General features: G+C 72.4%; 13 protein-coding genes. 10 read left to right on the plus strand and 3 right to left on the minus strand.

All coding sequences use genetic code 11. The annotated features are described in order from the left end of the window. Window positions 1–5 precede the first annotated feature (5 nt). The 4 genes from BIV57_RS22600 to BIV57_RS22615 all read left to right on the plus strand — a co-directional run bounded on the left by BIV57_RS22600 (window position 6) and on the right by BIV57_RS22615 (window position 4,431). Window positions 6–494 (plus strand): MarR family winged helix-turn-helix transcriptional regulator, encoded by a 489-nt coding sequence (locus tag BIV57_RS22600; protein ID WP_071658742.1) that lies wholly within the window; start codon window positions 6–8, stop codon window positions 492–494. Between the two features lie 27 nt (window positions 495–521). Further along, window positions 522–1,796 (plus strand): arginine deiminase, encoded by a 1,275-nt coding sequence (locus BIV57_RS22605; protein ID WP_071658731.1) that lies wholly within the window; start codon window positions 522–524, stop codon window positions 1,794–1,796. Between the two features lie 66 nt (window positions 1,797–1,862). Next, on the plus strand, window positions 1,863–2,861 hold the full coding sequence (gene argF / locus BIV57_RS22610; RefSeq protein WP_071658732.1) for an ornithine carbamoyltransferase: 999 nt from the start codon (window positions 1,863–1,865) through the stop codon (window positions 2,859–2,861). A gap of 127 nt (window positions 2,862–2,988) precedes the next feature. Further along, window positions 2,989–4,431, plus strand: a complete 1,443-nt coding sequence (locus BIV57_RS22615; RefSeq protein ID WP_071658733.1) for an amino acid permease — start codon at window positions 2,989–2,991, stop codon at window positions 4,429–4,431. 24 nt (window positions 4,432–4,455) lie between these two features. Here BIV57_RS22615 and BIV57_RS22620 read toward each other — a convergent pair whose 3' ends face one another. Together BIV57_RS22620 and dnaE are read right to left on the minus strand one after the other, a co-directional pair. Beyond that, complete coding sequence (locus BIV57_RS22620) at window positions 4,456–5,982, minus strand: DHA2 family efflux MFS transporter permease subunit (protein ID WP_071658734.1); 1,527 nt, start codon at window positions 5,980–5,982, stop codon at window positions 4,456–4,458. Between the two features lie 213 nt (window positions 5,983–6,195). Then, the gene (gene dnaE, locus BIV57_RS22625) at window positions 6,196–9,795 is read right to left on the minus strand and encodes a DNA polymerase III subunit alpha (protein WP_071658735.1); all 3,600 of its coding nucleotides are present in this window, start codon (window positions 9,793–9,795) and stop codon (window positions 6,196–6,198) included. Between the two features lie 467 nt (window positions 9,796–10,262). Here dnaE and BIV57_RS22630 point away from each other — a divergent pair, with 467 nt between their 5' ends. Genes BIV57_RS22630 through thiD form a run of 4 tightly spaced genes read left to right on the plus strand, consistent with a single transcriptional unit; the run spans window position 10,263 to window position 16,245 of the window. Further along, window positions 10,263–11,249, plus strand: coding sequence for an ABC transporter ATP-binding protein (locus BIV57_RS22630; protein ID WP_071658736.1), 987 nt, complete (start codon window positions 10,263–10,265; stop codon window positions 11,247–11,249). Next, entirely contained in the window at window positions 11,246–12,646 is a 1,401-nt protein-coding gene (locus BIV57_RS22635) for an ABC transporter permease (RefSeq protein ID WP_245797858.1), read from the plus strand. The genes BIV57_RS22630 and BIV57_RS22635 overlap by 4 nt, the downstream gene beginning before the upstream one ends. A 4-nt stretch (window positions 12,647–12,650) precedes the next feature. Next, window positions 12,651–15,413, plus strand: coding sequence for an alkaline phosphatase family protein (locus BIV57_RS22640; RefSeq protein ID WP_071658737.1), 2,763 nt, complete (start codon window positions 12,651–12,653; stop codon window positions 15,411–15,413). Window positions 15,414–15,438: 25 nt separating this feature from the next. Next, window positions 15,439–16,245, plus strand: a complete 807-nt coding sequence (thiD, locus tag BIV57_RS22645) for a bifunctional hydroxymethylpyrimidine kinase/phosphomethylpyrimidine kinase (protein ID WP_071658738.1) — start codon at window positions 15,439–15,441, stop codon at window positions 16,243–16,245. Here the strand turns inward: thiD and BIV57_RS22650 are convergent. After that, complete coding sequence (locus tag BIV57_RS22650) at window positions 16,242–17,624, minus strand: MFS transporter (RefSeq protein ID WP_071658739.1); 1,383 nt, start codon at window positions 17,622–17,624, stop codon at window positions 16,242–16,244. The genes thiD and BIV57_RS22650 overlap by 4 nt on opposite strands. 72 nt (window positions 17,625–17,696) lie before the next feature. On the opposite strand from BIV57_RS22650, the gene BIV57_RS22655 reads away from it, so the two are divergent. Together BIV57_RS22655 and BIV57_RS22660 are read left to right on the plus strand one after the other, a co-directional pair. Then, window positions 17,697–18,098 (plus strand): winged helix-turn-helix transcriptional regulator, encoded by a 402-nt coding sequence (locus BIV57_RS22655; protein WP_071658740.1) that lies wholly within the window; start codon window positions 17,697–17,699, stop codon window positions 18,096–18,098. 66 nt (window positions 18,099–18,164) lie between these two features. Continuing rightward, a complete protein-coding gene (locus BIV57_RS22660; RefSeq protein WP_071658741.1) occupies window positions 18,165–19,013 on the plus strand; it encodes an AraC family transcriptional regulator in 849 nt (282 codons plus the stop codon). Window positions 19,014–19,062 lie beyond the last annotated feature (49 nt).

Below are 19,062 nucleotides of genomic sequence, written 5' to 3' on the forward strand. Positions count from 1 at the left end.
CGCTCATGTCCGCAGACCCCCGCCGCCTGCACCCCGGCCGCCCGCTGCACGGCTCCCCCGCCGCCACCCCCGCCCGCCTCGCGGTGTTGCCCAGCCGCCTACTCGGGCAGGCCGCGATGCGCGCCGGCCGGATCGTCGACGAGCGGCTCGCCGCCGCCGGCGCCCGCCGCTGGCACTACGGCGTGCTCGCCGCCCTCGACGAGCACGGCCCCGCCAGCCAGGCCGAGTTGAGCCGGCGCACCGGGATCTACCGCAGCGACATGGTGGCCGTCCTCAACGAGCTGTCCGCGCAGCGGAACGTGGAGCGCGCCCCCGACCCCGGGGACCGCCGGCGCAACGTCATCACCCTCACCGCCGCCGGCCGCCGCCATCTGGAGCGGCTGGACGCGCTGGTGGCCGAGGCCCAGGACGCGCTGCTCGCGCCGCTGACGGAGCCCCAGCGCGCCGAGCTGGTCCGCCTGCTGGCCCGCCTCACCGACGGCGGTCACCCGTAATTCCGGCCCCGCGGATACCCTCGGCCCATGGTCTTTCGCGTCGACTCGGAGGCGGGCCGCCTGCGCCGCGTCATCCTGCACCGTCCCGATCTTGAGCTGAAGCGCCTCACCCCCACCAACAAGGACGATCTGCTCTTCGACGACGTCCTGTGGGTGCGGAGGGCCCGCGAGGAGCACGCCGGCTTCGCGGACGTCCTCGCCGAGCGCGGCATCGTCGTCCACTACTTCGCCGATCTGCTGCGCGAGACGCTCGCCGAGCCGGCCGCCCGCAAGCTCGTCCTCGACCGGGTCTTCGACCCCAAGGAGTACGGCCTCGCCACCGACCGGATACGCGAGGTCTTCGAGCGGATGGACGACGCCGATCTGACCACCCGTCTGATCGGCGGCATCACCAAGCGCGAGTACCTGGAGCTGGCCGCCGAGCCCACCGGGATCCGCTTCCACGCCCTCGCCCCCGACGACTTCCTGCTCGCCCCGCTGCCCAACCACCTCTTCACCCGCGACACCTCCGCCTGGGTCTACGACGGGGTGAGCGTCAACGCGATGAGCAAGCCGGCGCGGCGCCGCGAGTCCGTCCACTTCGAGGCGATCTACCGGCACCACCCGCTCTTCGTGGACGGCGAGGCCGACGGCTTCCGCTTCTGGTCGGAGGGGCAGCAGGAGTACCCGGCGACCATCGAGGGCGGCGACGTCCTGGTGATCGGCAACGGCGCGGTGCTGGTGGGGATGAGCGAGCGCACCACCCCGCAGGCCGTCGAGGTGCTCGCCGCCAAGCTCTTCGAGGCCGGCTCGGCGCGCCGCATCGTCGCGCTCGACATGCCGAAGAAGCGTGCCTTCATGCACCTGGACACCGTGATGACCATGGTGGACGGCGACACCTTCACCAAGTACGCGGGCCTCGGGATGCTGCCGTCCTACACCATCGAGCCGGGCGACTGCCCGACCGATCTCAAGGTCACCGACCATCCGCCGGAGCACATGCACAAGGCGATGGCGCACGCCCTCGGCCTCGACGACATCCGGGTGCTGACGCCGCACCAGGACGTGCACGCCGCCGAGCGCGAGCAGTGGGACGACGGCTGCAACGTCCTCGCGGTCGAGCCGGGCGTGGTCGTCGCCTACGAGCGCAACGTCACCACCAACACGCATCTGCGCAAGCAGGGCATCGAGGTGATCACCATCACCGGCAGCGAGCTGGGGCGCGGCCGCGGCGGTCCGCGGTGCATGAGCTGCCCGGTGCAGCGCGAGCCGGTCGGCGCGACGGCCCCGCACCGTGCGGCGCCGTCCGAGGGTGGGGACTAATACTTATACGGAGCATCGTATAGACTCTCGGGGTCAATGCTCGTCACCAGATCGGAGGAGCCCCGGATGGCCTTCAACCTGCGGCACCGCAGCTTCCTGAAGGAGCTCGACTTCACCCCGGACGAGCTGCGCTTCCTCATCGAGCTCAGCGCCAAGCTGAAGGCCGCCAAGTACGCGGGCACCGAGGTGCCCCGGCTCACCGGCCGCAGCATCGCGCTGATCTTCGAGAAGGCCTCCACCCGGACGCGCTGCGCCTTCGAGGTGGCCGCCGCCGACCAGGGCGCGCACACCACCTACCTCGACCCCAGCGGCTCGCACATCGGCTACAAGGAGTCGCCGAAGGACAGCGCCCGGGTCCTCGGGCGGATGTTCGACGCGATCGAGTTCCGCGGCGACGCGCAGTCGACCGTCGAGGCGCTCGCCGCGCACTCCGGCGTCCCCGTCTACAACGGGCTCACCGACGAGTGGCACCCCACCCAGATGCTCGCCGACGTGCTCACCATCACCGAGCACACCGACAAGCCGCTGCACGAGGTGACGCTGGCCTACCTGGGCGACGCCCGCTTCAACATGGGCAACTCCTACCTGGTGACGGGCGCGCTGCTGGGCATGGACGTGCGGATCGTGGCGCCCCGCCAGCTGTGGCCCGACGAGGCGGTCGTCGCCGAGGCGCGCCGGGTGGCCGCCGGGACGGGCGCCACCGTCACCCTCACCGAGCACGTCGAGGAGGGCGTGCGCGGCGCGGACTTCGTCGCCACCGACGTCTGGGTCTCCATGGGCGAGCCCAAGGAGGTCTGGGAGGAGCGCATCGCGCTGCTGCGGCCCTACACCGTCACGATGGACGTGCTGCGGGCGACCGGCGTGCCCGGCGTAAGGTTTCTGCACTGCCTCCCCGCCTTCCACGACCTCGGCACGCAGGTCGGCCGCGAGGTGCACGAGCGGTACGGCCTCACCGAGCTGGAGGTCACCGACGAGGTCTTCGAGTCCCGCCATTCGGTGGTCTTCGACGAGGCGGAGAACCGCCTGCACACCATCAAGGCCATCATGGTCGCCACACTGGCCTGAGGGCCCGTCACCTCCTGTTCCCGAACCTGTTCCATCGGCCGCCGCCCCCGCACCACCCTTCGCGGGTGGCGGCGCCTCCGACCGGCCCACCCCCGCCGGCCAACGATCCACCGGAGTTGAACGCACCATGCCCGCGACCGGAACCGGCCGCCGCACCGCCGCGCCCCGCACCGTGCTGCGCGTCAAGTCGCCCCAGGCGCTGCTCACCGAGGCGGGCCACGACGACGAGGGCCACGGCCTGAAGCGGACGATGGGCCTCTGGCAGACCGTCGCCTTCGGCATCGGTGCCGTCGTCGGCACCGGCATCTTCGTCGTCCTCGGCGACGTGGTGCCCAAGGCCGGGCCCGCCGCCGTCGTCTCCTTCGCCCTCGCCGGGCTCACCTGCGTCTTCTCCGCGCTGGCCTTCGCCGAGCTGGCCGCCGCCATCCCGGTCTCCGGCAGCTCCTACTCCTACGCCTACGCCTCGCTCGGCGAGGGCGTCGCCTGGCTGGTGGGCTGGTGCCTGCTGCTGGAGTACGGGGTGTCGGTCTCGGCGGTCGCCGTCGGCTGGGGGCAGTACCTCAACGAGCTGCTGCACAGCGTCTTCGGATGGCAGCTGCCGGCCGCGCTCTCCAACCCGCCCGGGAGCGGCGGCGTCGTCGACCTCCCCGCGCTGGTCGTCGTCCTGCTGGCCGCCCTGCTGCTGATCCGCGGCGTGCGGGAGAGCGCGCGGGCGGCCGTGGTGATGATGGTCGTCAAGCTCGGCGTGCTGGCGCTCTTCGTGGCCATCGCGCTGACGGCGTACCACGCCGACCACTTCGCGGACTTCGCCCCGCACGGCATGGCCGGGATCGGCGCGGGCGCCTCCCTCGCGTTCTTCTCCTTCATCGGCTTCGACGCCATCTCCACCACCGGCGAGGAGGTGAAGAACCCGCGCCGCAACCTGCCGCTGGCCATCGTGCTGTGCATGGCGGCGGTGACGCTGATCTACTGCGTGGTCGCCTGGGCCGCGGTGGGCGCGATGCCGGCGTCCGAGATCGGGAAGCACCGCGCGGTGCTCGCGGTCATCGTCGACCAGGTGACGGGCTCCAGCGCGGGCGGGATCATCGTGGCCGTCGGCGCGGTGGTGGCCATCGCCAGCGTGGTGCTCACCGTCCTCTACGGGCAGACCCGCATCCTGATGGCGATGTCCCGGGACGGGCTCGTCCCCAAGGTCTTCGAGCGGGTCTCCCCGCGGACGGCGACGCCGGTCGCCAACACCTGGATCGTCGGCGGCGTCTTCGGCCTGCTGGCCGCGGTGGTGCCGCTGGACGTGGTGGTCAACCTCACCACCATCGGCACCCTGGCGATCCTGGTGGTCGTCAACATCTCCGTGATCGTGCTGCGCCGGCGCCGTCCCGACCTGCCGCGCTTCTTCCGCGTCCCGCTCTACCCGGTGACCCCGATCCTCGGCATCGCCTTCGTCCTCTACCTGATGTGGGGCCTCGGCGCCTCCACCTGGATCCAGTTCGGCGTCTACCTCGTCCTCGGCGTCGCCCTCTACTTCGCCTACGGCCACCGCAAGTCGAAGCTGCGCAACGCCGGTTCGTAGGGCGAGCGTCCGCCGCCCGCCCCGTCAGCCGACCGGGTCGGCCTCGGGGACGGCGGGGCCGGAGGCGTCCTCGGGGTCGGCGGCGTCCTCGCCCTTGACGACCGTCTCGGCCGGGGCCGGGCGCCTGCCCAGGAAGAGCGAGGCGGCGAAGGCCGCGGTGCCGATCACCCCGGCGAGGACGAAGGCGGTGTGCAGGCCGGAGGCGTCCGGCGTACCCGTGTCGGCCTTGGAGCCGACGGACGCGACGGTGACGAACATCGCCGTGCCGAACGCGCCGGCGACCTGCTGGAGCGTCGAGAGGATCGCGCTGCCGTGCGAGTACAGGTGGTGCGGCAGCGCGCCCAGCGCCTCCGTCATCAGCGGCGTCATCATCAGGCCGAGGCCGGCCATCAGCACCAGGTGGATGGCGATCACCACGCCGAGCGGCGAGTGCGCCCCCAGCAGGCTGAAGAGCCACAGCGCCACGGCCATCGCCGCCGCCCCCGGGATCACCAGCGGCCGCGCCCCGAAGCGGTCGAAGAGCCGCCCGACCGGACGCCCCATCAGGCCCAGCAGCAGGCCGCCGGGGAGCACCGCCAGGCCGCTGACGAAGGTGCCGGTCTTCAGGACGGACTGCAGGTAGAGCGGCAGCATGATGGCGCCGGCGCCCAGCAGGCACATGAAGAGCAGCGCGGAGAGCACCAGCGAGACCGTGAACGCCCGGTTGGAGAACGGCCGCAGGTCGAGCAGGGCGCGGTCGGCGCGCTGCAGCCGCAGCTGACGGAGCGTGAAGACGACCAGCGAGACGACGCCGACCGCGATCGGGATCCACGGCGAGAGGCGGTGCCCCCCGCCGCCGGACTCGCCCACCGAGGCGAGCCCGTAGAGCACCCCGCCGAAGCCGAGCGCCGAGAGCACCACGGACAGGACGTCGAGCGGGACCGCCCGGGTCTCCCCGTCCACCCGCATCCACACCGCGCCGACCACCAGCGCGGCGGCGGCGAGCGGCAGCACGATCCAGAACATCCAGCGCCAGCCCAGCGAGGAGAGCACCGCGCCGCCCACTGTCGGGCCGATCGCCGGGGCGACCGCGATGACGATGCTGATGGTGCCCATCGTGGCGCCGCGCTTCGCCGGCGGGACGAGCCGCATCACGGTCGTCATCAGCAGCGGGATCATGATGGCGGTGCCGCACGCCTGCACCACCCGGCCGACGAGCAGCACTCCGAAGCCGGGCGCCAGCGCGCTGATCAGGGTGCCGATGGAGAACAGCGTCATCGACGCGAGGAAGACCACCCGGGCGCTGAGGCGTTCCAGCAGGAACCCGGTGATCGGGATGACGACGGCCATGGTCAGCAGGAATCCGCTGCTGAGCCACTGGATCGTGGTGGTGGCGACGCCGAGGTCGACCGTGAGTTCGCGCAGCGCGACGCTCAGGATCGTCTCGTTGAGGATCATCACGAAGGCCGAGACGACGAGAACGCCGATCAGGACGGGGGCGCGCGCGGCGGTGCCGCCGGGGGACTCGCTCCCGGCCGCCGTCTCCCCGGCGGTTCGGTCGGGATGGGTCATGGTGGTGGATCTCCTCACGGGTATTCGGGTCGAACGCGTACGAGCTTCGCATCGGGGTCGGACATTCCTCCACCCGATTTGCGGAGCCACCGCTGCCGGTCGGCATTGCCGCCGCCGGCCGGCATGGCGGAGTACCCGGTTGCAACCCCGGACGCGGCCGCGGTCATCCACGGCCGGCGCCCCGATCCGCCTCGCCCCTCCCGGAGGCCGGCCTCAGGCGACCCCCTGCCAGGCGTCCTGCCCGAGCAGGGGCTTGATGTCGGAGGCGACGGTGCCCGCGTCCACCATCGGGCCGAGCTGGTAGCGGGTCGTCAGCGTCGGCCCCCGGACGTCCAGTTGCACGGGGTTGTGCCCCGGGTGCGCCGCGAGGATCCGCTTCAGCTCGCCGACCAGCACCGGGCTCAGCCGGTGCGCCGGCACCGCCAGATGGATCACCGGCCGGGTGCCGGCCTCCGCCGAGGAGACGTCCAGCACCTGCAGCTCCTGCCCGAAGACGCTGATCGACTCGTCGCGCTCGTTGACCCGGCCGCGCACGCACACCACCGAGTCCTCCAGCAGGGCGTGCGCCACCAGCTGGTAGGAGGCCGGGAAGAAGAGCACCTCGATGCTGCCGCCGTCGTGGTCCTCGAGGTTGGCGATCGCCCAGGCGTTGCCCTGCTTGGTCATCTTCCGGGTGACCGTGGAGATCAGCCCGGCGAGCCGGACGTCCCCGCCGGTGCGGCCGGAGGCGAGCAGCTCGGGGATGGTGGTGTCGCGGTTGCCGGCGAGGATGTGGTCGGTGCCGTCCAGCGGATGCGCCGAGACGTAGAGCCCCAGCATCTCCCGCTCGAAGGCGAGCTTCTGCTTGCGCGGCCACTCGCCGTCCCCGATCGGCACGTCCAGGCCCAGCCCGGTGCCGTCCAGCTGCTCGCCGCCCAGGTCGCCGAAGAGGTCGTCCTGGCCGATCGCGGAGGCCTTCTTCACCGGGACGACCGCGTCGATCGCGGTCTCGTGGACGTCGGAGAGCGCCTTGCGGGTGTGGCCGAGGGAGTCGAACGCCCCGGCGCGGATCAGCGAGTCCACCGCGCGCTTGTTGAGCGCCGGCAGTTCCGCCTTGTCGAGGAAGTCGGTGAAGGAGGTGAACTTCCCCTTGGAGCGGCGGGCCTCCACGATCTCCCGGATGACGTTGTCGCCCACATTGCGCACCGCGCGCAGCCCGAAGCGGACGTTGTCACCGACGGCCGCGAACTCGGCGATCGACTCGTTGACGTCCGGCGGCAGCACCGGCACCCCGAGCTTGCGGGCGTCGGAGAGGTAGATCGCCGCCCGGTCCTTGTCGTCCCCCACCGACGTCAGCAGCGCGGCCATGAACTCGGCCGGGTAGTTGGCCTTGAGGTAGGCCGTCCAGTAGGAGACGAGGCCGTAGCCGGCGGTGTGCGACTTGTTGAAGGCGTAGCCGGAGAAGGGGAGCATGACGTCCCACAGCGCCTTGATCGCCGCGTCCGAGTAGCCGTTGCCCTGCATGCCGCCGGAGAACTTCTCCCACTCCGCGGCGAGCACCTCGGGCTTCTTCTTGCCCATCGCCCGGCGCAGCATGTCGGCGCCGCCCAGGGTGTAGCCGGCCAGCTCCCGGGCGATCGCCATGATCTGCTCCTGGAAGATGAGCAGATGGTGGGTTGAGCCCAGGATCGGCTCCAGGGCGTCCTTGAGCTCCGGGTGGATCGGGTCCGGGTCCTGCTTGCCGTTCTGCCGCAGCGCGTAGTTGGTGTGCGCGTTGGCGGCCATCGGGCCCGGCCGGTAGAGCGCGATGGCCGCCGCGATGTCGTCGAAGCGGGTGGGGGCCATCAGCTTCAGCAGGGCGCGCATGCCGCCGCCGTCCAGCTGGAAGATGCCGAACGTCTCGCCGGTGGCCAGCAGCTGGTACGTCTTCGCGTCGTCGAGCGGGATGACGTGGACGTCCGGGTCGTTGTCGCCGGGGTCGACGGTGGCCAGTTTCAGGCCGCGGTTCTCCCGGACGTTGGCGAGGGCGTGGTCGATGACGCCCAGGTTGCGCAGGCCCAGGAAGTCCATCTTGATCAGGCCCATGGACTCGCAGGACGGGTAGTCGAACCCGGTGATCTTCGCCCCGTCGGCGGCCCGCATGTGCAGCGGGATGCGCTCCGTCAGCCGGGTCTTGGAGAGGATGACGGCGGCCGCGTGCACGCCGGTGCCGCGGGTGAGGCCCTCCACCCCGGTCGCGGTGTCGAAGACCCGCTTGACGTCGGCCTCGTTCTCGAGCATCGCCCGCAGCTCGGTGCCCTCGCCGTAGCGCGGGTGGTTCGGGTCGGTGATGCCGGCCAGCGGGATGGACTTGCCGTTCTGGTCCGGCGGCAGCGCCTTGGTGATCCGCTCGCCGTGCGAGAAGGGGTAGCCCAGGATCCGGGAGGCGTCCTTGATGGCGTTCTTGGCCTTGATCTTGCCGAAGGTGTTGACCATCGCGGTGTACTCGTCGCCGTACTTGTCGGTGACGTAGCGCACCATCACATCGCGCTGGCGGTCGTCGAAGTCGAGGTCGACGTCCGGCGGGTTGATCCGCTCCGGGTTGAGGAACCGCTCGAAGAGCAGGCCGTGCTCCAGCGGGTCCAGCTCGGTGATGCGCACCGCGTAGGCGACGATCGAGCCGGTCGCCGAGCCTCGGCCGGGGCCGACCGGGACGCCGTTGTCGCGGGCGTGCTTGCAGATGTCGGCGACGACCAGGAAGTAGGAGGAGAAGCCCATCGGCCCGATCACCGACATCTCGGTCTCGAACCGCTCCTGCACCGCGTCGGGCAGCGGGCTGCCGTAGCGGCGGGCCAGCCCCTCCAGGGCCTCCTTGCGCAGCCACGACTCCTGGGTCTCGCCCTCGGGGACGTCCGGGAACTGCGGCATCTCGTCCGAGTACTCGAAGACCTCGTCGTAGGGCTCCACCCGCTCGGCGATCAGCAGGGTGTTGGCGCAGGCCTCCGGCATCTCGCGGAAGAGCGCGCGCATCTCGTCGGCCGTCTTCAGGTAGTAGTCGGTGCCGGCCAGCTTGAAGCGGTTGGGGTCGTCCTTGTTCTTGCCGACGCCGATGCAGAGCAGGTTGTCGTGGGCGTCCGCGTCCGAGGCGTGGGTGTAGTGCGCGTCGTTGGTGGCCAGCAGCGGCAGGTCCAGGTCCTTGGCCAGCTTCAGCAGCCCGTCGCGGACCTCCAGCTCGATGGAGAGGTCGTGGTTCATCAGCTCCAGGAAGTAGTTCTCCTTCCCGAAGATGTCCCGGTACGCGGCGGCCGTCTCGCGGGCCTGGTCGTACTGGCCCAGCCGCAGCCGGGTCTGGATCGCGCCGGAGGGGCAGCCGGTGGTGGCGATGATCCCCTCGGCATGGCCGGAGATCAGCTCCATGTCCATGCGCGGCTTCCCGGCCGGGTACTGGCCGGTGTAGGAGGCCTCGGTGGAGAGGTGGAAGAGGTTCTTGAGGCCGGTGGTGCCGGTCGCCCACATCGTCATATGGGTGAACCGGCCACCGCCGGAGACGTCCTTGGAGCCCTCGCCGTCGTCGGAGACGGCGCGCTGCCCGCCGGGGCCCCAGAACTCCCGCTTGCGGTGGTGGCGGGAGGAGGGGGCGACGTACGCCTCGATCCCGATGATCGGCTTGACGCCCTCGAACCCCTTGGAGACCTGGTAGAACTCGTAGGCCCCGAACATGTTGCCGTGGTCGGACATGGCCACCGCGGGCATCTGCTGCCGGGCCACCTCCTCGAACATGGGCTTGAGCTTCTGCGCGCCGTCCAGAAGCGAGTACTCGGTGTGGTTGTGCAGGTGGACAAAGGAATCGGGCACGGCGCAGCAGCCTCCTTGGCCAGCAGGTGGGCAACGAGTTCGACGGGTGGGGTTGCTCAGCAGACTATGCCGCCCCCGCCGCCCCTCCAAGCACTTTCGCCGCCCGTCCGCGAGTGCCCAGGACAGGGCGGAGCAAGACCGGCATCCCGGCGTGTCCTGCCATCAACCCGCAGGAACATCCGCCTCCGCAGCACCAGGGTCACCGCAGGTCACCGTGGGTGTTCCGGACGGCGGCCGTCCGCCTGGAGGCGGGTTTCGGCACGACTGCCGAGGCCACCGGGGCTGCCGTCGCCGATGGCTTGTCACGACCCTTGTGGGCCTTCCGTGTGACACCGCATCATCTGGCGAGGGGAGTGACGGCACGGAGCACAACGGTCGCCCTGTGTTTCTCATACGTTCAATTGCAGTCCCCTGACCGGCGTGCCGTCCCGGCCCTAAGTTCCCTGAGGGTTCGATGGGAAGGGGCTATGGACACACAACTCGCGGTGCGAGCCCGGGAGATCACCAAGTGCTTCGGGGACGTGGTCGCGCTCGACGGCGTGGACCTCGACCTGGCGCAGGGGCAGGTCCACGGGCTCGTCGGACCGAACGGCGCCGGGAAGACGACGCTGCTGGGGCTGCTCCTCGGCCTCGCCGTCCCCGACGGCGGCCGGCTCGAGGTGCTCGGCAGGCCGGCCGGGCGGGTGCTGGCCGCGCCCGCCGGCGTCGCCGGCTTCGTCGACGGCCCCGGCCTCTACCCGTCCCTGACCGCACGCCAGAACCTCGCCGCCCTCGCCGCGCTGCGCGGCCGGGACCGGCGCGACCCGCGGATCGACGAGGCGCTCGCCGAGGTCGGCCTCACCGAGGTCGCCGACGACAAGGCGCGCGGCTTCTCGCTCGGCATGCGCCAGCGCCTCGGCCTCGCCGCCGCGCTGCTCACCGGGCCGCGGCTGCTGGTGCTGGACGAGCCCGCCAACGGCCTCGACCCGGCCGGCAAGCAGCATGTGCACCGCGTCCTGGCCCGCCTCGCCGAGGAGGGCACCACCGTGGTGCTCTCCAGCCACCGGATGGACGACCTGGAGGCGCTCTGCTCCGAGGTGACCATTCTGGCCACCGGACGGGTCCGGTTCTCCGGCCCGCTCGGCAAGCTCGCCGCCGAGAACCGCGAGCTGGAGTACCGGCTGCTCGCCTCCGACCCGGCCGCCGCCCGCCGCATCGCGGCCGCGGCCGAGGGCGTCCGGGTGCTGGAGGAGGCCGCCCCCTGGCGCGGCGCCGAGGCCCTGGTGGTGCGCGCCCTGGTGCCCGCCCTCGACGGGCTGACGGCCGCCCTGGCCCGGGAGGACGTCGCGCTCCGCGAACTGGCCCCGGTGGTCTCGCCGCTGGAGGCCGCGTTCCTCGCGCTCACCGAGGAGCCGGAGGAGTCCGAGGGCCCCGAGGAGTCCGAGGACTCCGGATACGAGGAGGACGACCGATGACGACCGCTGTCACCGGCGACGACCGGGACAACGTTGCCGTCGCGGAGGGCGCGGAGGCCGCCGCCGAGGCCGCCGCGCTGCGCGTCCCGATCACCCGCGGCTACCGCTTCGAGCTGGTGAAACTGCTCTCCCAGTGGCGGATCCGGCTGCTCGTCGCGGTCTGCTGGCTCGCCCCCGGCCTCTTCGTCGCCGCGGTCGCCCAGCAGAGCACGCTGCCCACCGACACCCTCTTCGGCCGCTGGATGCACGCCACCGCCTGGGCCGGCCCGCTCGTCGTGCTCGGCTTCGCCGGCTCCTGGGCGCTGCCGCTGCTGGTGTCGGTCGTCGCCGGCGACGTCTTCGCGGCCGAGGACCGCCTGGGCACCTGGCGGCACCTGCTGGTCGCCGTCCGCTCGCCGCGGCGGATCTTCGCCGCCAAGGCGCTCGCCGCGCTCACCGTCATCGTCGCGCTGGTCGCCGGGCTCACCGCGTCCAGCTGCGTCGGCGGCCTGCTCGCGGTGGGCGACCACCCGCTGGTCGGCCTCGACGGCCACCAGCTTTCGTCCGGCGACGCGGCCGGCAAAGTGCTGCTCGCCTGGGCCTGCGCGCTGCTGCCCACCCTGGCGCTGGCGGCCATCGGCCTGCTCGGCTCGGTGGTGCTCGGCCGCTCACCGATGGGGCTGCTGCTGCCCGCCGTGGTGGCGGTCGCCATGCAGCTCGCCCAGGCGCTGCCGCTGCCCGTCGCCGTCCGCCTCGCGCTGCCCGGCTACGCCTTCACCTCCTGGAACGGGCTCTTCACCGCGCCGGGCCAGCTCAACGAGCTGTTCATCGCCCTCGCCGTGGCGCTGATCTGGACGGCCGCCGCCACCTTCCTCGCCTATCTGCTCTTCGTGCGGCGGGACTTCACCAACGCCCACGACGACGGCCTCGGCCGGCGCGCGCTCGGCCTCGGCCTGGCGCCGCTCGTCGCGCTGCTCGCCGTCACCTGCGGGATCGTCGCGCTGGCCGCCCCCTCGGCCGGCTCCGGCATCACCCAGGCGAAGGTCCAGCGGGCCACCGCCACCGCCTTCGCCCACCTCTACCGGCTGCAGACCGCCCAACTGCACCGGCCCGCGGTGACGGAGGCCGGGCTGCGCACCACCGCCGCCTGCGACCGCAGCGGCGGCCAGGTCGACCCGACGGGGCCCGGCAACGACTGGCGCTGCGTCATCACCTGGCACCTTCCCGGCACCACCGCACCCGGCACCGCGATCTACCAGATGAATGTCACCTCGGACGGCCGGATCGAGGCCGACGGTGACGGCCCGAAGGAAGTGAACGGCTACTTCCTGGTGCACACCCGGAACGGGGACGCACCCAACCCCCTCTGGCAGTTCGACGGCAACGTCGAGCTGCTCACCTCTTCCCCGAAGGGATGACCCCATGCAGGTAACGCGACGTCGTCGAGTAGTCGAGAAACGCAAGCAGTCCTTCGACATACTCGGCCGACGGGTCGGCCGGCGCGCGGCACTGCTCACCGTGGGCAGCACCGCCGTCGTCCTCGCCGTCACCGGCACCGCGCTCGCCTCCACCAGCCAGTTCGGCACCCAGCAGGTCGGTCAGACGACCTCCAACGGCCAGGTCATCTCCAGCGACCAGTACCTCGCCCCGTACGGCGCCCGGCAGGTCTTCAACGACGGCAAGATCATGTCGTCGACGGTCAGCCCGGACGGCGCCCACCTCGCCGCCGCCGTCACCGACGGCGACGCGGCCCTCATCATCGTCGACCTGAAGACCGGTCAGGTGAAGCAGAAGGTCGGCAGCGCCGCCGTCGACGACCTGAAGATCAGCAGCAGCTCCGTCGGCCAGGAGGGCCCGACCTACTCGCCCGACGGCAAGACGCTGTGGCTCGGCCAGACCGACGGCTACACCAAGTTCGACGTGCAGGCCGACGGGACGCTCGCCAACCCGGTCACCATCAAGATCCCGGCGATCGGCAGCCAGCACGCGCTCGTCGCCGCCGCGGTCTTCTCGGCCGACGGCTCCACCGTCTACGCCGCCGTCAACGGCCAGAACACCGTCGTCGCCCTGGACGCCGCCACCGGCGCCGTCAAGCAGACCTGGGCGGTCGGCACCGCGCCCCGCGGCATGGCCCTGGTCGGCGACAAGCTCTACGTCAGCAACGAGGGCGGCCGCCCGGCCAAGGCCGGCGACACCACCATGAACTCCTACGGCACCCAGGTGCCGGCGAACCCCAAGACCGGCGCCACCACCACCGGCACGGTCAGCGTCATCGACACCGCCGACCCGTCGGCCAAGCCGGCCAGCATCGACGTGGGCCTCCACCCGACGGCCGTCTACGCGGCCAAGGGCACGGTGTTCGTCACCAACACCGCCGACAACAACGTGTCGGTGATCGACACCAAGCGCGACAAGGTCGTGCAGACCATCTCCACCAAGCCGTGGCCCGAGGCCTCGGTGGGCTACGAGCCCAACGCGGTGACGCTCACCTCCGACAACCACCTGCTGGTGACGCTCGGCCGGGCCAACGCGGTCGCCGTCTACAAGTACGGCGGCGCGCAGCAGCCGGTCAGCTACGTCGGGCTGCTGCCGACCGACTACTTCCCCTCGCAGATCACCACCGTGGGCTCGCAGGTCGTCGTCTCCAACACCCGCGGCATCGACTCCCGCCGGCCCACCACCGCGGCCGGCCACGGCACCCACGACACCACCTCCAGCATCACGCAGTTCACGCTGCCCAGCGACAGGGTGATCCGCGCCCAGACGATCAAGGTCTTCCGCCAGAACGGCTGGACGAACGGCGCGCTGAAGACGTCCACCGGCAGCCACGTCCGCCCGGTCGCGGTGCCCTCCCGCCTCGGGGACCCGTCGACGATCAAGCACGTCTTCCTGATCGTCAAGGAGAACCGCACCTACGACCAGCTCTACGGCGACATCGCCAAGGGCAACGGCGACCCGTCGCTCGCCATGTTCGGCGAGAACGTGACGCCCAACCAGCACGCGCTGGCCAACCAGTTCGGCCTCTACGACAACCTCTACGACATCGGCACCAACTCCGCCGAGGGCCACAACTGGCTGATGCAGGCGGACAACCCGGAGTACACCGAGTCGTCGGCCGGCGAGTACGCGCGCAGCTACGACACCGAGGACGACGCCCTCGGCCACCAGAAGAGCGGCTTCCTCTGGTCCGGCGCGCAGGCGGCCGGCAAGAGCGTCCGCGACTTCGGCGAGTTCCAGCAGTTCCTCACCAAGCCGGCCGCCGCCAGCTGGCAGAACCTCTACTGCGACGCCAAGAACATGGCGGCGACCGGCGACCCGACCGCCTACCCGCTCAACTCCTCGTCGCCGATCCCGTCGCTCAACAGCGTCTCGGTGCCCGGCTTCCCGAAGTTCGACACCAGCGTCCCGGACCAGTACCGGTACCAGATCTGGAAGAACGACTTCGAGAAGAACGGCCCGGCCAACCTCAACATGTTCTGGCTCTCCAGCGACCACACCGGCGGCCCGGCGAGCCCGGCCGCGCAGGTCGCGGACAACGACCTCGCCACCGGCAAGATTGTCGACCAGATCTCGCACAGCAAGTACTGGAAGGACTCCGCGATCTTCGTGGTCGAGGACGACTCCCAGGCCGGCCTCGACCACGTCGACGGCCACCGCGCCCCGGTCCAGATCATCAGCCCCTGGGCGCAGCACAACACGGTCGACAACCGGTACTACACGCAGATCACCATGATCCGCACCATCGAGCAGATCCTCGGGATCCACCCGATGAACCAGAAGGACACCGCGGCCACCCCGATGACCACGGCGTTCACCAACAAGCCGGACTACACGCCGTTCACCGCGGTGCCCAACAAGACGTCCCTGACGGACGGTCTGAAGACGCCGCCGAGCTGCGGCGTGGACACCCCGGCCGCGCAGGTCGCGAGCGCGGAGAAGGTGCCGGCGACGACCGCGGTGCCGACCGCCGAGAAGACCGTCGCCGCGCAGTGGGCCACCTGGAAGTCGCACCAGCGGCTGACCGGCCCGAACGCGGTGCCGGACTACGCCAACCCGCAGCAGATGAACCACCTCACCTGGTACGAGCGCTACAACTGGACCAAGCCGTACCCGGGCGAGACCAAGATCTACGCGCCGAACGCCGTCCCCGGCGCGTACATCCCCTCCTCGGAGAACGACGGCTGAGCGGAGGGGCCGTAGGCTCTGACGCATGATCCCGAACGTCCTGTCGATCGCCGGCTCCGACCCCAGTGGCGGAGCCGGCGTCCAGGCCGACCTGAAGACGTTCGGCGCGCTCGGCGCCTACGGGATGGCCGTGCTCACGGCGCTCACCGCGCAGTCGACGGTGGGCGTCGCGGCCGTTCACCCGGTGCCGGCGGGGTTCGTCGCCGAGCAGCTCGACGCGCTCTTCGCGGACGTCCGGGTGGACGCGGTGAAGACCGGCATGCTGGGTTCCGCGGCGGTGGTGGACGCCGTGGCGGAGGCGCTGCGTCGGTACCGCCTGCCGGCGGTGGTCGTCGACCCGGTGATGGTCTCGACGTCCGGCAGCCGCCTGCTGGACGCCGACGCGGTGGACGCGGTCCGCGAGCGGCTGCTGCCGCTGGCCGATCTGGTGACGCCGAACCTGGCGGAGGCGGCGGTGCTGCTGGGCTCGCCGACGGCGCGCACGGTGGCGGAGATGCGGGAGCAGGCGGAGGCCCTGTCGGCGGTGTGCGGCTCGCGTCGGGTGCTGCTCAAAGGCGGCCATCTCGACGACGCGGGCCGGGCGGTGGACGTGCTCGCGGAGGGGACGCGGACGGTCGAGCTGACCGCTCCGCGGGTGGCGACGGCGAACACCCACGGCACCGGCTGCACGCTCAGTTCGGCGGTCGCCGCGCGGGTCGCGGCGGGCGCCGGGTGGGCGGACGCGGTGCGGGCGGCGAAGTCCTACCTGACCGGCGCGCTGCGGGCCGCGGCCGGTCTGGAGGTGGGACGCGGGGCAGGGCCGGTGGATCACTTCTACCGGACCCGGGCCTAACGCTTCCCCAGGAGCGTCCACGCCGCCGCCGCGGCCACCGCGTACGCCCCCGCGATCAGCAGGAACGCCGGCGGAAGGCCGGAGGCCCCCAGCACCGCGCCCGCCACCGCGATCCCGACCAACTGCCCCACCTGCCGGTTGGCGTTGAGCACCGCGCCGGAGGTGTTGGCGTGCTCGCGGCCCGCCGCGTCCACCAGCACCGCCGTCATCGCCGGGGAGACGATCCCCGCGCCGGCGTTGGCCAGCACGATCGCGGGGAGCACCAGCAGGTACGGCGTCCCCGGTCGGACGGCGGCCAGGGCCGCGGCCCCCAGCGCCGCGCCCGCCAGGCTCGCCGCCAGCAGCACCCGCGCCGGGACCCGGCCCGCCGCCCGGCCGTAGACCAGGTTGCCCACCACCCACAGCCCGCTCGCCGGCAGCATCTCCAGGCCCGCGGCCAGCGGACTCGCCCCGCGCTCCTGCTGGAGGTAGAGCCCCAGCACGAACAGCGTCCCGTAGAGCGCGAAGTTGAAGAGGAAGCCGATGACGTTCGCCGCTGTGAAGGCCCGCCGCCGGAACAGCGTCCAGGGCAGCACCGCCGCGCCCCGCCCGCGGCGCTCCCGCACCGCCAGACCGCCGGCCCCCAGCACGACGACCGCGTACGCGGCGAGCACCGGCGCCGCCCCCCAGCCCAGCCGCGGCCCCTCGATGAGCGTGTAGGCGAGCCCCGCGAGGGCCGCCACCAGCAGCCCGTGCCCGGCCACCGGCGGCCGCGAGCCGCCGCCCGCCGGGGCGGGGACGCAACGCCGCGTCAGCAGCAGCCCGGCGAGGCCCACCGGCAGGTTGATCAGGAAGACCGCCCGCCAGCCGAAGGCCCCCGCCAGCAGCCCGCCGACCGTCGGCCCGATGCCGGCCGCGGTGGAGACGATCGCCGACCAGAGCGCCAGCATCCGCGCCCGCCGGGCCGGTTCGGGGAAGGCGTGCACCAGCAGGGAGAGCGACGCCGGCATGAAGAGCGCCGCCCCGGCGCCCTGCGCCAGCCGCGCCGCGACCAGGGCGGTGCCGTCCGGCGCGGCGGCGGCGCCCGCCGAGGCGAGCCAGAAGAGCACCAGCCCGGCGAGGTAGACCGGCCGCGGCCCGAACCGGTTGGCGAGCCCGCCGGCGAGCAGCAGCAGCGCGGCGAAGGCCAGCACGTAGCCGTCGACGATCCAGGTGAGCTGGGAGAGGGAGGCGCGCAGCCCGCGCTGGATGGTGGCGCCGACGGCGGTGATGACGGTGGAGTCGAGCGCGGCCATCACGAACCCGGCGGCCAGCGCGGTGAGTACGGGCCCGCTGCGCGGCGGTGCGCCGGTCGTGGTTCCCGCGCGGGCGGGACGCTCCTGATCTGTCGTCGTGGTCATGGCGGCGACGCTAGGAACGGCCCCGTGGTTACCCGCAAGGGCTATTGGTATCCTCTGGTAACCATGGGACGGATGACGGAGGCTCAGCGGGAGCGCGAGCGCGAGTGGCGGCACGACGTCTTCGGGCTGATGTGCCCGGGGCGCGCGGTCTTCACCCTCCTCGCCAACAAGTGGACCGGCCTGGCGATCAACGCCCTCGCCGACGGCCCCGCCCGCTTCGGCGATCTGCGCCGCAGGCTGGAAGGGATCAGCCCCAAGGTGCTCACCCAGACGCTGCGCCGGCTGGAGGAGAACGGCCTGGTGCGGCGCGAGGTCTTCGCCGAGGTGCCGCCGCGCGTCGAGTACGCGCTGACGCCGCTGGGGGAGGGCGCGCTGGAGCCGCTGGCCGCGCTGCGCACCTGGATCCGCGCCAACACCGGCAGCTTCCGCGCCGACGCGCCGGTCCTGGCGCTGGGCGGCGAGGACGCGCGCTGACGCGGCGCGCCGTCCGCTCCCCGAGAAGGCGTTGACCGGGCGCGCGGGCCGGTGCATCGTCGCGGCATGGCGCGGAGCGAGGAGTGTGCGGCGTGGACGCGGGTGCGGGGCGTGTACCGCACCCCGCTGTCGCTGCTGGACGCGGACTTCCGGCGCCACCGCTTCGCCCCGCACTCCCACGAGGAGTACACGGTCGGGGTGACGCTGGGCGGCCTGGACCGCATCGACTACCGGCGCGGCGCGCTGCTCGCCGGGCCCGGCTCGGTGGTCGTCCTGGAGCCCGGCGAGATGCACACCGGCGGGCCGGGCGGCGAGACCGGATACTGCTACCTCAACCTCTATGTGCCGCCCGCGCTCTTCGCCGAGGCGGCCGGCCTCGCCCCGGGCGGCGACCGCCCGCACTTCCCCGAGCCGGTGCTCGCCGACCCGGGCCTGCACCGACTGCTGCGCACCGCCTACGCCGAGATGCGCTCCGGCTGCGATCCGCTGGCGGCGGAGGTGCTGCTGGTCGAGGGGCTGCGGGGGCTGGCGGACCGTCATGCCGGGCCGTCCTCCGGCGCGGGCGCGGCGGCGGACGCGCCGGTGCTGCGCGGTGCGCGGCTGGTCGCCGACGCGGTGCGGGAGCGGCTCGCGGACGGGATGGCCGCGCCGCCGGCGCTCGCGGAGCTCGCCGAGGGGCTGGGGCTCTCCCGCTACCAGGTGGTCCGGGCGTTCCGGGCGGCGACGGGGATCCCGCCGTACGCGTGGCTGGCGCAGCACCGGGTGGCGGCGGCCCGGGGCCTGCTGGACGCGGGGACCGGCGCGGCGGAGGCGGCGGTGGCGGTCGGGTTCGCGGACCAGGCGCACATGACGCGGTGGTTCCGGCGGGTGCTCGGGGTGACGCCGGGTCAGTACCTGCGGTCCGCGGCGCGGTAGGGGCCGAGCGCGGGCGGCGGGGCGCGGACGGCGAGGCGGCGGGGCGGCG

The sequence above is a fragment of the Mangrovactinospora gilvigrisea genome, assembly GCF_001879105.1.
GTDB classification, from domain to species: Bacteria; Actinomycetota; Actinomycetes; order Streptomycetales; family Streptomycetaceae; genus Mangrovactinospora; species Mangrovactinospora gilvigrisea.

Coding starts and splice junctions, on each gene's coding strand:
- BIV57_RS22600 (WP_071658742.1), top strand. CDS start 6: ATGTCCGCAGACCCCCGCCGCCTGCACCCCGGCCGCCCGCTGCACGGC.
- BIV57_RS22605 (WP_071658731.1), top strand. CDS start 522: ATGGTCTTTCGCGTCGACTCGGAGGCGGGCCGCCTGCGCCGCGTCATC.
- argF (WP_071658732.1), top strand. CDS start 1,863: ATGGCCTTCAACCTGCGGCACCGCAGCTTCCTGAAGGAGCTCGACTTC.
- BIV57_RS22615 (WP_071658733.1), top strand. CDS start 2,989: ATGCCCGCGACCGGAACCGGCCGCCGCACCGCCGCGCCCCGCACCGTG.
- BIV57_RS22620 (WP_071658734.1), bottom strand. CDS start 5,982: ATGACCCATCCCGACCGAACCGCCGGGGAGACGGCGGCCGGGAGCGAG.
- BIV57_RS22630 (WP_071658736.1), top strand. CDS start 10,263: ATGGACACACAACTCGCGGTGCGAGCCCGGGAGATCACCAAGTGCTTC.
- BIV57_RS22635 (WP_245797858.1), top strand. CDS start 11,246: ATGACGACCGCTGTCACCGGCGACGACCGGGACAACGTTGCCGTCGCG.
- BIV57_RS22640 (WP_071658737.1), top strand. CDS start 12,651: ATGCAGGTAACGCGACGTCGTCGAGTAGTCGAGAAACGCAAGCAGTCC.
- thiD (WP_071658738.1), top strand. CDS start 15,439: ATGATCCCGAACGTCCTGTCGATCGCCGGCTCCGACCCCAGTGGCGGA.
- BIV57_RS22650 (WP_071658739.1), bottom strand. CDS start 17,624: ATGACCACGACGACAGATCAGGAGCGTCCCGCCCGCGCGGGAACCACG.
- BIV57_RS22655 (WP_071658740.1), top strand. CDS start 17,697: ATGACGGAGGCTCAGCGGGAGCGCGAGCGCGAGTGGCGGCACGACGTC.
- BIV57_RS22660 (WP_071658741.1), top strand. CDS start 18,165: ATGGCGCGGAGCGAGGAGTGTGCGGCGTGGACGCGGGTGCGGGGCGTG.